General features: G+C 44.8%; 14 protein-coding genes and 1 pseudogene. 5 read left to right on the top strand and 10 right to left on the bottom strand.

Annotation, left to right across the window (positions count from 1 at the left end; all coding sequences use genetic code 11):
* Positions 1–53 precede the first annotated feature (53 nt).
* The 4 genes from AC6I7V_RS20425 to ectA form a co-directional block, all read right to left on the bottom strand.
* Entirely contained in the window at positions 54–1,478 is a 1,425-nt protein-coding gene (locus AC6I7V_RS20425; RefSeq protein ID WP_255232867.1) for an aspartate kinase, read from the bottom strand.
* Between the two features lie 77 nt (positions 1,479–1,555).
* The gene (locus AC6I7V_RS20430; protein WP_498012567.1) at positions 1,556–1,942 is read right to left on the bottom strand and encodes an ectoine synthase; all 387 of its coding nucleotides are present in this window, start codon (positions 1,940–1,942) and stop codon (positions 1,556–1,558) included.
* Positions 1,943–1,956: 14 nt separating this feature from the next.
* Positions 1,957–3,225 (bottom strand): diaminobutyrate--2-oxoglutarate transaminase, encoded by a 1,269-nt coding sequence (gene ectB, locus AC6I7V_RS20435; protein WP_498012568.1) that lies wholly within the window; start codon positions 3,223–3,225, stop codon positions 1,957–1,959.
* A gap of 15 nt (positions 3,226–3,240) precedes the next feature.
* Positions 3,241–3,792 carry a diaminobutyrate acetyltransferase gene (ectA, locus tag AC6I7V_RS20440; RefSeq protein ID WP_372068644.1) on the bottom strand — a complete coding sequence of 184 codons (552 nt, stop codon included), beginning with the start codon at positions 3,790–3,792 and terminating at the stop codon, positions 3,241–3,243.
* A gap of 453 nt (positions 3,793–4,245) precedes the next feature.
* Between ectA and proV the strand changes: the two genes are divergently transcribed.
* From proV to proX, 3 genes are read left to right on the top strand one after another with little or no spacing between them, the layout of a single operon-like run.
* Positions 4,246–5,433, top strand: coding sequence for a glycine betaine/L-proline ABC transporter ATP-binding protein ProV (gene proV / locus AC6I7V_RS20445; RefSeq protein WP_255232871.1), 1,188 nt, complete (start codon positions 4,246–4,248; stop codon positions 5,431–5,433).
* Between the two features lie 4 nt (positions 5,434–5,437).
* Complete coding sequence (gene proW, locus AC6I7V_RS20450) at positions 5,438–6,520, top strand: glycine betaine/L-proline ABC transporter permease ProW (RefSeq protein WP_498012569.1); 1,083 nt, start codon at positions 5,438–5,440, stop codon at positions 6,518–6,520.
* Positions 6,517–7,524: a glycine betaine/L-proline ABC transporter substrate-binding protein ProX gene (gene proX / locus AC6I7V_RS20455; protein WP_498012570.1), complete on the top strand. Its 1,008-nt coding sequence runs from the start codon at positions 6,517–6,519 to the stop codon at positions 7,522–7,524. Before proW ends, proX begins: the two co-directional genes overlap by 4 nt.
* 80 nt (positions 7,525–7,604) lie before the next feature.
* On the opposite strand, the gene folM is transcribed toward proX, so the two are convergent.
* The 4 genes from folM to folK all read right to left on the bottom strand — a co-directional run bounded on the left by folM (position 7,605) and on the right by folK (position 9,956).
* A complete protein-coding gene (folM, locus tag AC6I7V_RS20460) occupies positions 7,605–8,321 on the bottom strand; it encodes a dihydromonapterin reductase (protein ID WP_498012571.1) in 717 nt (238 codons plus the stop codon).
* The gene (gene folE / locus AC6I7V_RS20465; RefSeq protein ID WP_255232875.1) at positions 8,318–8,956 is read right to left on the bottom strand and encodes a GTP cyclohydrolase I FolE; all 639 of its coding nucleotides are present in this window, start codon (positions 8,954–8,956) and stop codon (positions 8,318–8,320) included. The genes folM and folE overlap by 4 nt, the downstream gene beginning before the upstream one ends.
* An 11-nt stretch (positions 8,957–8,967) precedes the next feature.
* On the bottom strand, positions 8,968–9,345 hold the full coding sequence (gene folX, locus AC6I7V_RS20470; protein ID WP_255232876.1) for a dihydroneopterin triphosphate 2'-epimerase: 378 nt from the start codon (positions 9,343–9,345) through the stop codon (positions 8,968–8,970).
* Between the two features lie 113 nt (positions 9,346–9,458).
* Complete coding sequence (folK, locus tag AC6I7V_RS20475) at positions 9,459–9,956, bottom strand: 2-amino-4-hydroxy-6-hydroxymethyldihydropteridine diphosphokinase (RefSeq protein ID WP_498012572.1); 498 nt, start codon at positions 9,954–9,956, stop codon at positions 9,459–9,461.
* 313 nt (positions 9,957–10,269) lie between these two features.
* Here folK and AC6I7V_RS20480 point away from each other — a divergent pair, with 313 nt between their 5' ends.
* Positions 10,270–12,579 (top strand): molybdopterin-dependent oxidoreductase, encoded by a 2,310-nt coding sequence (locus AC6I7V_RS20480; RefSeq protein WP_498012573.1) that lies wholly within the window; start codon positions 10,270–10,272, stop codon positions 12,577–12,579.
* A 163-nt stretch (positions 12,580–12,742) separates the two neighbouring features.
* Here AC6I7V_RS20480 and AC6I7V_RS20485 read toward each other — a convergent pair whose 3' ends face one another.
* Positions 12,743–13,237 carry a GntR family transcriptional regulator gene (locus AC6I7V_RS20485; RefSeq protein ID WP_498012602.1) on the bottom strand — a complete coding sequence of 165 codons (495 nt, stop codon included), beginning with the start codon at positions 13,235–13,237 and terminating at the stop codon, positions 12,743–12,745.
* Between the two features lie 27 nt (positions 13,238–13,264).
* Positions 13,265–13,405, bottom strand: a pseudogene (locus tag AC6I7V_RS20490) (GntR family transcriptional regulator); the annotation flags it as partial.
* Between the two features lie 119 nt (positions 13,406–13,524).
* On the opposite strand from AC6I7V_RS20490, the gene AC6I7V_RS20495 reads away from it, so the two are divergent.
* Positions 13,525–14,493 (top strand): Bug family tripartite tricarboxylate transporter substrate binding protein, encoded by a 969-nt coding sequence (locus AC6I7V_RS20495; protein ID WP_498012574.1) that lies wholly within the window; start codon positions 13,525–13,527, stop codon positions 14,491–14,493.
* Positions 14,494–14,553: the final 60 nt, after the last annotated feature.

Genomic DNA, 14,553 nt, shown 5'->3' on the forward strand with positions numbered 1-14,553 from the left:
TAGAGCTAACTGTTGAAGTTAGCTCTAAGGGGAGTATTGCTAATGCTAATCAATTAAATAGCCACGCTATGTATCTGGCTCTGCTGACAGAAAAATACGTCATGCAGCGCACATATAGACATTTGATACTCGTTGTCATCAACGACAAACTGCACATTGACATTACGTATTGATGAATGAACGGCGATCGGAGTGATATCTTTTTCCATTAAAGCCAAGACGCCTTTAGCCAGTGCCTCATTGGTATCAAATTGAGAACCAATAACAGAGATCAGGGCAACCATTCGACCTTTAATGTTGGCCTGCGGGAAACGTTTCTCCGTCTTATAAAGCACTTTATTTAACGCATCGGTACTTCCTGTTAGGTAGTACGTCATCGAGTTGGCGTTCATCTCTTTTCCGACAAGTCTAACGCGAGTATCTGTGATGATCTCCATTAAGTCATAGCTGACATTGTCGACACAGCCAACCATCGCTTGATCAAATAGATGTAGAGCGAATACTTTCTCTTTACCTGCGATGATCTCCACTTTATCCATAGTGGGGCGGTATTCCCCTGATATCAGTGTGCCAGGGTGAAGAGGTTCGAACGTGTTTTTAATTTGTAGTTCGATGCCACTCTCTCTCAGACCAGCCGCTGCGTTGGGATGAATCGCTTCCATGCCGAGGTTGGCAAGTTGATCGGCAACGTCGTAATTTGTTTCTCCCAATGGGAGTACTTTTTCAGCTCCAACGACACGAGGATCTGCCGAACTCAGGTGATACTCTTTATGGATGATGGCCAAGTCAGCATGAGTTAATGAGGCAATTCGACTGAATGTCATTTCGCTGTAGCCGCGGTCATAAGTGGACATGAGCCCTTCTTTACATGACGCATATCCAGTGACAATAGGAAGTTCTTTACTTGTATCGATGTCTGAAAATGCTTGGAGAATACATTCGTCCAAACTCGCTGGCACTTGTGTGTCCCAGCCAGATAAATCTACAAAACGAGCATTGTAGCCCATATTTTTTAGCTTCAACGCCGTGTTGTACGCACTGTGCGCTTCACCAATGGAAGCAAGAAATTCTCGAACCTGGGGCAAGTAATGACGAAGTGAAAACTGTCCATATTGGCAGGTTTCTAATATATTCGAAATGCACACTTTCGCTTCTGAAATACGAGAACGAATAAACTTGTCCGCACGCATGCGATTCATCGGATCTGCAAACATATGTTCATTGGTGAGTAACATTTGCTGCTCAACGTAGTCTAGCGCTTGCTGCCAGTTGTCTTCTCGCTTAGCAACCAATTGATAGACGCCGGGTTTACTGGTTTTTTTGCATTCGAGTAGGGCGTCAGTAATGCCAGAGTAAGCCGATACGACAAACACTCGGTTATACATTTCCTCCTCGCTATCTTTGATTAAAATATTATCTAGAACAGCATCGAATGCGGTCATGGAAGTACCGCCGATTTTCTCTACGGTATAAATCATGTTAAAGCCTTTTGTTTGATTGTGAGTTGTGCAGGTGTGGTGGCTAGGTCGTTATGACCTAGCCGAGAAACGTTTTTTTAGTCGATGAGTGGGTAAACGCCGTTTTCATCGTGCGTTTCTTTACCTGTAATCGGCGGGTTGAACACACATGCCATCACCATCTCTTTTCCTTTGTAGGCGCGAAGATAGTGTTCATCATGTTTATCTAAAATGTAGAGCGTCCCTGGTTTAATTGGGTAAGTCTTACCGCCTACCACTTCAATTTCGCCCTCACCACTCATGCAATAAACGGACTCTAGATGATTTTGATAGTGGATGTGTGTTTCTGAGTTTTCAAAAATGGTAGTGATATGAAAGGAAAAGCCCATTTTGTCATCTTTCAACAACATGCGAACACTTTCCCATGTTTCAGAAGCAACTCTACGCTCGCTGTCACGGCACTCTTCTAATGTACGTACAATCATCTTATTTCTCCCAGTTACGACGCTTTTTTAAATTGTTGCTCGATGATAGATTCAACGGCATTTTTAAAGATATCTAGGCCTTGTTGTAACTCAGACTCGGTGATCGTTAGTGGAGCAAAAAATTTGACCACTTCATCGTTTGGTCCTGCGGTTTCAATGACTAAGCCATTCTCAAAGCAGTGCTTGACGATATCGCTTGCCAACTCACCACTGCGACACTCTATCCCCATCATCATTCCGCGACCTTTGCGAGCGACGAACTTATCCGGGTATTGGAGCAGCGTAGACTGGATCACCTCAGAAACCAGTGCTGAACAGTTTGAGATGTGCTCCTCGAAAGGGGCGCTGTCGGTCCAATACGCCTCAATTGCCTTCGTCGCCGTCACAAATGCGTGATTGTTACCGCGGAATGTGCCGTTGTGTTCACCCGGATTCCAAATATCAAGCTCTGGTTTCATCAGAACAAGCGCCATCGGAGAGCCATAACCGCCAATGGATTTCGATAGTGTTACCATATCTGGTTTGATGCCCGCAGATTCGAAGCTGAAGAAGGTGCCTGTGCGCCCGCAACCCGCTTGAATATCATCCACAATCAGTAGAATGTCGTGCTTCGAACAGATGTTACTCAATCGCTTTAACCAAGCGTCAGAAGCTGCATTCAAACCACCTTCACCTTGCACCGTTTCAATAAGGACGGCAGCAGGTTTGTCCATGCCTGCAGAGTTGTCATTCAACATGGTTTCGAATAATTTCAATCCATCAACGTCGGCATACCCTTCAAATGGAATGCGAGTCACATCGTTTAAACTGGTCCCCGCGCCTTGGCGGTGGTGCTGGTTACCTGTGGCAGCGAGAGCGCCTGCGGTGCAGCCGTGAAAACCATTGGTAAAGGCGACGATAGAGCTACGTCCTTTGGCTTTTCTCGCGAGTTTGAGTGCGGCTTCTACAGCGTTCGTCCCTGTAGGGCCAGTGAATTGGACCTTGTAGCTCAAGCCTCGTGGTTGAAGGATATGCTTGTACAGTGCCTTCAAGAAATCTGCTTTCGCGCTCGAGTGCATGTCCAACCCATGTGTAATACCGTCACTCTCAATGTAGTTAAGCAACGCTTCTTTAAAAATCGGGTTGTTGTGGCCGTAGTTGAGTGACCCAGCACCAGCAAGAAAGTCTAAGTATTTTTCTCCTGATTCTGTTTCTAGCCAACACCCTTTTGCTTTAGTAAATATGACTGGGAAGCTATTACAGTAAGAACGTACTTGTGATTCTTGTTTGTCAAAAATGTCCATGATTAAACCGTTTATCTATCCTTTGGTTTGAGTGGGTTTTAGTGGGATGCGATACAAATACTCAGTATCGTGCTTTCCCTTAAAATGTGTTGCGTGGTCAAGAAAGGTCGAAACACGCCCCTTCTGATCATTTTCTTGATCAATTTTTTTAAACAACGCCCAAGATGCGCTGTTATCTTGAGTAATCGTCGTTTCAATCGCTTCTATGCTTCTTAAAACTTCCCTTGTTAGCAGTGACTTAATCATCTGATAGGCCAAGCCTTTACCACGGTGATTGGGAGAAACTGCAACCTGCCAAATGAACAGTGTCGTTGGATCATCAGGCTTGATGTACGCCGAAACAAAACCTGATACCTCATTGTCACAGCGAGCAAGCACACAGGTTTGGCTAAAGTGTGTTGACTGTAAAAAGTTACAGTAGGAGGAGTTCGTGTCGAGCGGAGGGCACTGGGCGATTAAATTGAAAATCTCGTCGCCATCTTCTGCTTTGGGTTCGTTAAACGAACTGTGAGCAAGGCGCTGCTCTTCGATTTCTGGGTAAGCCACCCAAGGTGCTGATACGATCATAGGGATATGCATTTACTTTGAGTTCTAATTAATTTCTAAATCTATTATCACACGTAAATCGTTGTAAAAAGCAAGTAACACGAACGTTTAGCTGTATATTTGTGATATAAATCACACTTCATTGGGGTTTGTTGGGGTTGATTTTTGTTCGATGTCTAATGTTTAGTTCAGTAATATTTAAATCTGGCGCAATTGAGTTGAGTCGGATACTGAAAATGAAAACCCATATTGCTATGTTTTACTTTGGATAGGCATTTATTCTGAAGGTTGTTTGTGTTTTTTATTTAATATCAATATTTTAATGTCTTTTTGTGGCTTGGGTTATAAATCGAGAATCTAAAACAGTTGCTGAGTTGCAAGAAGGCTCAACGCCAATTTGTTTGAATTAGGTTCAAATTTTGTTTAGAGTACAAAATATAAGTGCAAATGTGCATCCAAAGGAGGATTATTTTCATGGCTCCCATACTGGAAGTTAAGGGACTCTATAAGGTGTTTGGAGAAGACACCGAACGCGCTTTTTCTATGATGGAATCTGGCGCAGATAAAGACCAAGTGTTCGCCAAAACAGGACTTACGATAGGTGTCAACGATGCCTCTCTTTCGATTAATGAAGGTGAGATATTCGTCATCATGGGACTATCCGGTTCAGGCAAGTCGACACTAGTCCGCCTGCTCAACCGTCTCATCGAGCCAACAAAGGGTAGTGTTCTGTTTCGAGGGCGAGATATTGCCACGATCTCCGCAGAAGAGCTCAGAGCTGTCCGACGTAACAACATCTCCATGGTGTTTCAGAATTTCGCGTTAATGCCACACATGACGGTGTTAGAGAATGCCGCATTTGGGTTGGAGTTGGCGGGGATGGACTTGGCAACACGTCAAACCTACGCGTCACAAGCTCTCGAAAGCGTTGGGTTGAGCGCTTACAACGAATCCTTTCCAGATGAATTATCTGGAGGTATGAAACAACGAGTCGGTTTAGCGCGAGCGTTGGCTTGCGACCCTGATATTTTATTGATGGATGAAGCGTTTTCTGCGCTCGATCCATTGATTCGAACCGAAATGCAAGATGAGCTTATTCGCCTGCAAAATGATGATAAACGTACGATCGTATTCATTTCTCATGACCTAGACGAAGCGATGCGTATTGGCGATCGTATTGCCATTATGCAAGACGGCGATGTGGTTCAGGTGGGTACACCGGATGAAATTCTTCACAAGCCAGCTAATGACTATGTTGCCGCTTTTTTCAAAGGGGTAAACATTTCGAGCGCTTTGACAGCCAAAGACATCGCGAAGAAAACACCTGCAGCTGTGTTTAAGAAGTCAGAACATGATGGACCCGCCTCCGCATTGCAACTACTGACCGATAATGACCGCGAGTTCGGCATCATTGTCGATAAGAGTAACCGTTACTCAGGTATCGTTTCACTCGACTCCCTCCGTTTGGCATACAAAGAAAACCGTTCCCTATCAAGTGCTGAGCTGGATTCGACAATCACGCTCGATCCAGAACAATCTATCAATGACATTTTAGGCTCTGTGGCAGAAGCCCCTTATCCAGTCCCTGTGGTTGATGATTCAGGCAAGTACTTTGGGATGATCAGTAAGTCAAGATTGCTTCAAACTTTGGATAAGGAGTAGCACCATGTCATCAGAACAAGCTCAAAATGACCCGTGGTCACAAAGTAGTGAAACGGCGAGCAGCGATCCGTGGGGGGCAAGTCAAGCTAGCACGTCCGCGGATTGGTTAAGCAGCGAAACGGTCGAGCAAAAGCCTTTCGATGTTCTAAACCCTTTTGAAGAATCAGTTTTACCACTGGACTCATGGGTGGAATCAGGGCTCAACTGGTTGGTTGAACATGGTCGACCACTTTTTCAAGCGATTCGTGTCCCAATCGACTTTATTTTAACGTCATTTGAAACCGCGTTGGTATCTACATCAGCACCTTTCATGATTATGATTTTGTTTCTGCTTGCGTGGCAGTTTTCAAGTTTACGTCTTGGTGTTGCAACATTGCTATCGTTGACGTTTATAGGTTTGATTGGAGCATGGTCGCAAGCCATGACGACACTTTCTCTGGTCATGACATCGGTGTTTTTCTGTTTGTTAATCGGCCTCCCGCTCGGTATTTGGCTAGCGCGTAGTCATACTGCCGCCAAGTTTATTCGTCCCATTCTTGACGCCATGCAAACAACACCTGCTTTTGTCTATTTAGTTCCAATAGTCATGTTGTTTGGCATCGGTAATGTTCCGGGTGTCGTTGTGACAATCATATTCGCTTTACCGCCAGTGGTGAGACTCACCATTCTAGGTATACAACAAGTACCAGAAGAGCTCATTGAAGCAGGGCATGCTTTTGGTGCCAATGACAAACAAATGCTTTACCGCATTCAATTGCCTCTTGCTCTACCGACCATCATGGCTGGTGTGAATCAGACCTTAATGTTGTCTTTATCTATGGTTGTCATCGCGTCAATGATTGCTGTAGGCGGTTTAGGACAAATGGTTCTGCGAGGTATCGGTAGGCTCGATATGGGTTTAGCTGCCGTGGGTGGATTGGGTATTGTTGTACTCGCCATTTTGTTGGATCGCATTACTCAAGAGCTCGGTCAAAACGTGGGAGACACCAAGACGCGCTGGTATCAAACGGGGCCAATCGCCTTTGTATCAAAAATAATCAAGCAATCTAAACCTTCAAAAGCATTACTTAAGGAGAATTTAAAATGAGCGATTCATGGAAGAAAGCAATTTCAATCAGTGCATTATCAAGTATTGCATTGTCCTACTCAGTATCGGCGAACACACTTCCGGGAGAGGGCGTCTCTGTTCAACCCGTTCAATCGACTGTTGCGGAAGAGACCTTTCAAACTTTGATTGTGAACCGAGCACTTGAGGCTTTGGGGTATGACGTCAAAGACACCAAAGAAGTAGACTACAATGTTGCATACACATCGATTGCTAAGGGCGACGCGACGTTTCTAGCAGTTGGTTGGTTCCCGCTTCACGCAGACAAATACGCCATGTCAGGAGGCGATGAAAAATTCTACCGTCATGGCAACTATGTAAGTGGTGCGGCACAAGGTTACCTGATTGACAAAAAAACAGCCGAAAAATACGGCATTACCAACATCGGCCAGCTCAAAGATCCCAAACTAGCCAAGCTGTTTGATGCCAACGGTGACGGTAAAGCAGACTTGACGGGGTGTAACCCTGGATGGGGTTGTGAAATGGTCATTGAGGAGCAACTTAGTGCCTTTGAATTGAGAGATAATGTCACGCACAACCAAGGCAATTATGCCGCGATTATTGCCGACACGATTTCTCGTTACAAAAAAGGCGACCCTATCTTGTATTACACGTGGACTCCATACTGGGTAAGTGGTGAGCTTGTTCCTGGTAAAGATGTAGTTTGGTTGGAAGTACCGTTTTCCGCATTACCTGGTGAACGAGAAAATGTCGACACTACTCTACCAAATGGTAAGAACTACGGCTTTGAAATGAACTCAATGCGCATTGTCGCTAACAAAGCGTTCGCAGAGCAGAACCCAGCCGCAGCAAAGTTATTTGAGATCATCAAGCTCAACATTAACGATGTAAGCGCGCAAAATATGATGATGAGCCAAGGTAAGAATAGCTCAGGCGATATCGAATCTCATGTTAACGGCTGGATTAAGGCTAACCAAGCACAATTTGATGCCTGGATCTCTGAAGCGAAAAAAGCCGCCTTGTAAGCGATCGCAAATACCTCCCATAAGTGTCTGCTTCAGGCACTTATGTTACCTTTTTCTTTAAAACTGCCTTGGCAAATGCATCATTTCAAATGCCTTCCACCATCAAGGTGTAGTGTTCTTCCTGTCATGTAGTGACTGGCCAACACGTATTTAATCCCATCTATCACTTCTTCAAAACCGGCCTCCGCAGGAATCAAAGCTTTTTGCAGAGCTTTCGCTTTGTAAGCATCGTCATCATGATCATTGAACTTGATCATAGCCGGAGAGACGGTGTTTACTTTGACCTTGGGAGCCAACATGGCAGAAAACGAGAGCGTTAGGTTATTGAGCGCGGCTTTACTGGCGGCATAAGCGATATGTTTTTTACTGCCTTTCTCCGCGACATAATCACTGATATGGATGATGTCTGAAGTTTCGTCACTAGCCACTAGTTGCTCTTTGAGTGTTAAATTGATCAGATAGGGCACGCTCGCATGTACCGTCATCATCTGGCTGATGATTTGAGAGGCGTTTTCACTCGGGTTTTGTTTGTTTTCTGGCTTCCAATCGGAGGCATTATGTATCACTGCTCGAAGTGTCCTGTACTCTCGAGCAACGTAATGAAGAAAACTCTCTAGGCTGCTTTGTTGATAAAAGTCTACCTGCTGCAGGTCCGCCCCGCAGTCTCGTAACTGTTGCAGTTGAGGGTAGTCGCTTCGGTAAGTCCCGATCACTTTATACCCATCTGACAAAAGCTGCTGCGCTAGGGCGAACCCTAGTCTTTTGCCCACACCGGTTATTAGAATCGTCTCACTCATCGTAAAAACTCAGCTCTGGTTTGAGGGTTAGTTTTGAAGATACCACCCAACGCGGTAGTCGTGGTTTCAGAGTTGGCATCCATAACGCCTCTCGATTTCACGCAGTAGTGAGTGGCTTTGATGGTTACGGCAACGTTTTCTGTTTCAACTAGCGCCTGTATTGCGACTAAGATTTGTTGTGTCAGACGCTCTTGAACTTGAGGCCGCTGAGCAAAGAAACGAACAATACGATTGATTTTCGATAACCCCAGTATTTTAGATTCAGGGATATAGGCGACTTGTGCTAGGCCATCGATGGTAATGAAGTGATGTTCGCACGTTGAAGTTAAGTCGATGTCCGATACCTTGACCATCTCATCAACCGACATTTTGTTGTCAATGACACTTATTTTGGGGAAGTTGTTGTAGTCGAGCCCAGAAAATATTTCGTGTACATACATCTTTGCAATTCGGTGTGGTGTCTCAGCGAGGCTGTCATCGGTCAAGTCCAATCCTAGTGTGCTCACTACTTCAGTTAGCAGCCCTTTGATACGGTTGTACTTCTGATCGCTGTTCATTTCGCTCGGTGTCATTGGCGTTTCAAGCCCTTTCGCCAACAAAGCTTCTCTTACTTTTTCTGCTTCTTTAGTTAACATAGCCTCGATCCTTATGCATTGTTGTCTTGGTCTGCTTCATAGCTCAGGGTAAGCGAAACGGAATCCGCAAAACGCAGTGCGTGAGGCTTGTCAATTCTCACTTGAGCGTAACGAACCCATGAATGGTCGATACAGATTCCAAGCACATCGCTAGTTAATTTTTCTAGGAGCAAAAATCGTCCGGATTCGACGTGCTGAATGATTTTCTTGCAAATGTTTTTGTAGTTAAGCGCATTGTCCACATCATCAGCTAGGCACAAGTTGTTGGCGGGGTAGTGGATTTCCGCGTTGATAACGATGTCTTGCTGTTTGGTTTTCTCTTCTTCGTTGAAGCCAATATAGGTTCGTAGTCTGAGATTTGTAATGGTGATAATGGCGTTATGATTCATAAAAATTTCCCGTCCTTTGAAAGTGAAGTCAGTTACGTGCTTGTTTTGAGAAAAGATCAGTAAGGGTGAAGAGATACAGAGCTTACCTGCTACCTTTCTTCGTGTAGAGCGGCTTAGGTAACATGCCGAGTAAAAGAGATGGCTTGAGTTTTTTGATTCGATTGGTCGAAGTTGTCCCATAGCTGCTGATAGGAAATGTCGAGAGTAGGGTGGCGTTTTTGAGCAGCGATATCGACAAGTGGTCGCAGCACGAAAGCGTATTCGGTGATTTCACCTCTGGGCAGCTCTACACCGTCAATAACTCCGACTAGATCGTCGTAAAGAAGGATGTCGATATCCATCGTCCGTGCTGCAAATGCTTTAGTTTGACGCTGACGACCATTATCTAATTCGATCTGATGAAGTATCTTCGACAAATCAGCGACCGAAATATCGCATTCAAAGCCGACGACTAGGTTTAGGAAATTGTCCCCTTCAAAACCAACCGGCACACAATCGTAGAACCTAGAAATATGAAGAGGAGCGAAACGATCCTCAAGCGCTTCAAGAGCCTGCGTGACGTGATATTCGCGATTGATGTTACTGCCGATGCTTACATAAACGGTTGTCATAATCTTTTCTTCCTCTTTTAAGCGACCAGTTACGTTCCAATTCTCAGTTAAGATCAGGTATGTCTCTCTTAGTGTATGTAAGCTCAAAGAAAACGAAGCACCGTTGTAATTAAAAATACCTTGCTTGGGTCTTATCTTTACTCAATGGTCTGTTGGTAATAATGTATTCTTAAATGTCCTGAATGAGGTCTGGAACAATCGTGTTTCACAAGGGTACACTTTCAGCCAAAGCCTTTTACTAGGCATCTATGACAATCGTTGTTCGCCAACACATTGGTGAAGCGATGTCCTTATCACTTAACTAAGTAACAATATGACGAAAAAGTACACAACCTCCAGTCACTGGGGGGCAGGGATTGCAGAGGTCAAGGACGGCAAATTAGTTCGCGTCAGTGCACATCCGCTTGATACGGATCCTTCTCCTATCAATGACAATATGCACAGCTCTCTTTATGGCTCAGCCAGAATAAAGAAACCGGCTGTTCGTAAAAGCTATCTTGAGAATGGTCCACAGCACAAAAATAACACAAGGGGTCAAGAGCCTTTTGTCGAGGTTTCTTGGGAAACAGCCTTCGACCTCATCAGTAAAGCGGTTAAGTCCACCCGTAATGAGCACGGTAACGAAGCGATATTCGGCGGCTCTTATGGTTGGGGCAGTGCGGGTCGCTTTCATCATGCACAAAGTCAGCTTAAGCGATTCCTAACCTGCGCTGGTGGATTTGTAAGTAGTGAAGGTAACTATAGCTACAACACGGCACTTATCTTGTTGCCACATATTGTCGGTGACTTTAACAAAATGACATCGACTGCAACTCGCTGGTCAACCATTGCCAAAGAGGGTGAGTTGGTCGTTATGTTTGGTGGTGTACCACTTAAGAGCGCTCAAGTGTCTCCTGGCGGTTGTACACGTCACCGATTGAAAGACGAGCTACTGGCATGTCGCAAAGCAGGTGTGGAGTTTATCGACATCAATCCGTGTCGTTCAGATTCTCCGGCAGAAATTGAAGCAGAATGGCTGGCTGCAGTACCGGGATCTGATTCCGCGATCATGCTTGGACTTGCACATACCTTACTTGTTGAAGACCTTCATGACAGCGCATTCCTCGACAAATACACGGTTGGGTTTGATGAAGTTAAGGCGTACCTGCTTGGTGAGAAAGACGGTGTTGCTAAGACAGCAGAGTGGGCGAGTGCTTTATCGGAGATTCCAGCTGAACGCATTAAACAGCTTGCTCGCCAGATGGCAAAGTCACGCACCTTTATCTGTACCGCAGCAGGGGTTCAAAGAACGGAGCATGGCGAACAGACGCTTTGGGGAACGATCACTCTAGCTTCTATGCTTGGTCAAATTGGCTTACCTGGCGGTGGCTACGCTATTGCATACGGTTCTGATGGTGGGATTGGACTGATGCATCGTCCTATTCGCTGGCCAGCATTTCCACAACGCAAAAACGACGTTGACGCGTTTATTCCGGTGGCGTGTGTCTCTGACATGTTGCTCAACCCTGGGGCTGAATACCAATACAACGGTATGGACCTGACTTATCCGGACATTCGTATGGTTTGGTGGGCCGGTGGCAATCCGTTCCACCACCATCAAGACATTAACCGCTTGATAGAGGCATTCCAACAGCCAGAAACTATCATTGTTAATGAAATCAACTGGACATCAACAGCAAGATTTGCCGACATTGTATTACCGGTAACGACAACGCTCGAACGAGAAGATATCGGTGCTGGCTCTCGTGACAATAGCTTGATCCCTATGCCTAGAGTCGTTGAGCCGGTTGGAGAAGCTCGTGACGAGTTTGATATTTTCACAGAGATAGCAAAGCGCTTAGATATTGAAGAGGACTTCACGCAAAACAAGACCTCACGTCAATGGCTTGAGAGCATGTGGCAAAAGCTTATCCCTGAATCGAAAAACTTAGGCGTTGAACTTCCCGATTTTGAAACGTTTTTGAATGGGGACGTTATCGAATTCGCGGATCCGAACCCAGACACTGTATTGCTTGCAGACTTTAGGCAAGATCCAGATTTGCATCCATTGACGACACCAAGCGGTAAGATCGAACTTTACAGCGAACGTATTGCTTCGTTTGGATATGATGATTGTCCAGGGCAGTTTACCTGGCTACCTCCGACAGAATGGTTGAAATCCAAACAAGTGGAAACTTTCCCGCTTCATATGATTTCAGGACAGCCGAAAACTAAGCTGCATAGCCAGCTCGACTCAGGTAGTTACAGCCGAAATGCTAAGATTAAAGGGCGTGAGCCAGTGATGATCAATCCGGTTGATGCGAAGGCTCGAGGAATTGAAGACGGCGATATCGTTAAAGTCTTCAATGAACGAGGTGCGTGCCTAGCGGGTGCGGTTGTGACTGAAGATATTCGAGAAAGAACCATCTATCTGTGTACTGGTTCATGGTATGACCCGATGAATCCAAGTGAAAAAGGCAGCCTTGATAAGCATGGTAACCCGAATGTCCTCACTCACGATAAACGCACATCGAAGCTGTCACAAAGTACTGCCGCTCACAGCGCGTTGGTCAATATAGAGAAATTTGAAGGCGACTTGCCGGAGATAACGGTATTTGGCTCGCCGGAGATGTCTTTTGATTAGTTAGCGGTATTAGAGATAAAAATAAAAGAGTTTAATAAAAACGTAATAGCGAGGATGGTTTAGTTTATAAACCATCCTTGAAGCCTATGAACTTACCAAGCCCTTAGAACTGTCAGGCTGGTGGTTAAGAGATAGCGACTTCTAGCTATTAAATTTTAGATGTTTAAAGAATGTTATCTTTATCTCTATTTTTTAATAACTCGATAGCGGATTGGCAAGAGAGGTCGATATGCGAGGTGAGAGTTTCAATCGCTTGGCTGATATTTCGATCAAGCGCAAGTTGTAATAGCTCACTGTGCTGCTCATCAAGCTTTTGGCGGATCTCTGGGTTAGGTTCCGCAATACAACGATATTTGTCGAGTGCTAGGTTCAGCCGTGTTGAAAATTGAATCAGATACTTGGAATCACTGCCTGAGAGCAAAATTGAATGAAAATTTTCGTGAGCTTGGCTCCACGCCTCTAGATCTTTTACTGAAAGACTTAATCGCTCAAGTTTATGGTGTGCAGCAACCAAGCTCGCTTCCCATTCCATGTCACCATTCTTTAGAGATAACTCCAATGCAGCCGTCTCAATCAATATACGAGTTTGTTTGATATCGAGAATATCGCTATAGCTCAACTTAGGGACTGAAAAGCCTTTATTCGTCTCTTGATCCAATAACCCCTGCGCTGCTAATTGACTTAATGCTTCCCTTAAGGGAGTTAAACTAACATCATAATCTTCTTTAAGCTTAGATATTTTTAGCTTTTCACCTGAGGGTAGCCGACCCTCTGAGAGATCTTGTTTTATTTTCTGATAAATTATCGAACTTTTAGTCTGTGTCAATGGTAAGTCCCTTTTAACATTTGTTATTGACTAAATTATTGGTGTGTGATTAATTTGTTGCACAATGTTAAAATAATCGATTATTTTAAAAAAGTACATAAATACAAGGATGAATTTTTATGAACGTTACTAAATCGCTCACACTTGCCATTTTACTAGGTTCTGCTTCTGCTGGAGCATTCGCTCAGGATGACGTAAAGCTGCCATGTAGTACAGCTAAACTTATAGTTCCATGGGGTGCTGGCGGTGGTACCGACATTATTTTTCGTACAATTGTAGAGGAAGCAAACGCGCAAGGCGCTAAACCAAAATTACAAGTGGTTAACATGCCAGGGCGCAGCGGCAATAAAGGTTCGGCAAAATTTCTTAAATCACGTAAGAATGGTTGTGAACTTTTAGCCATTCACCAATCACTAATGACGAGCTACTTAGGCGGCCAGGCAAAGGTCAACTGGGACGGTTATCAGCCTGTCGTTCAGCTTACAGAAACAGCAGAGTACATCGGTGTGAATGGTCAACAACCTTACTCTACGCTAGCGGAACTTCAGGCTTACGCAAAAGAGAATCCTAACTCTGTTGTTGCAGCGGGTTCACTGGGCTCTACCTCTCACTACACTATGCTGATGCTTGAAGAAGCGCTTGGCGTTAAATTCCGTCATGTGTCTTACGACGGTACTCGAGAGCGCACCACGGCACTGTTGTCCGGTAATGCTCACATTGGTCTGTCCAATCTCACTTCTTCCCGAAAAAATGTCGAAACGGGCGCAATTAAGCTGTTAGCAACAACCTCTGAAGGTCGCCAAAGTCAACTTCCTGAAGTTCCATCGGCAATTGAACAAGGCTTCAATGTTGAGTTTGGTGTTCGTCGCGGTACCGCATTACCTAAAGGGACTGATGGAAAGATTATTGCGCATTATGAGGAGGTATTTCAAAACGCTGTGAATAGCCCGAAAGTACAAGAAACGTTGCGCGTTAAAGGTACTGAAGTGAAGTTCCTAGCCTCGAGCGATTACTCGGCTGCGCTAGCTAATGAATTTGGTGTCTGGGAAGCGCTAGCGAAGCAAGTTGGTATTTACAACGTAAAGTAAATCTGTTTCGAGGGCGAGTTACAAAGCCCTCTCTTATTTCGTTACTTGTTAGGGAGAGCA

It is taken from the genome of Vibrio sp. KUL70, from assembly GCF_059725515.1.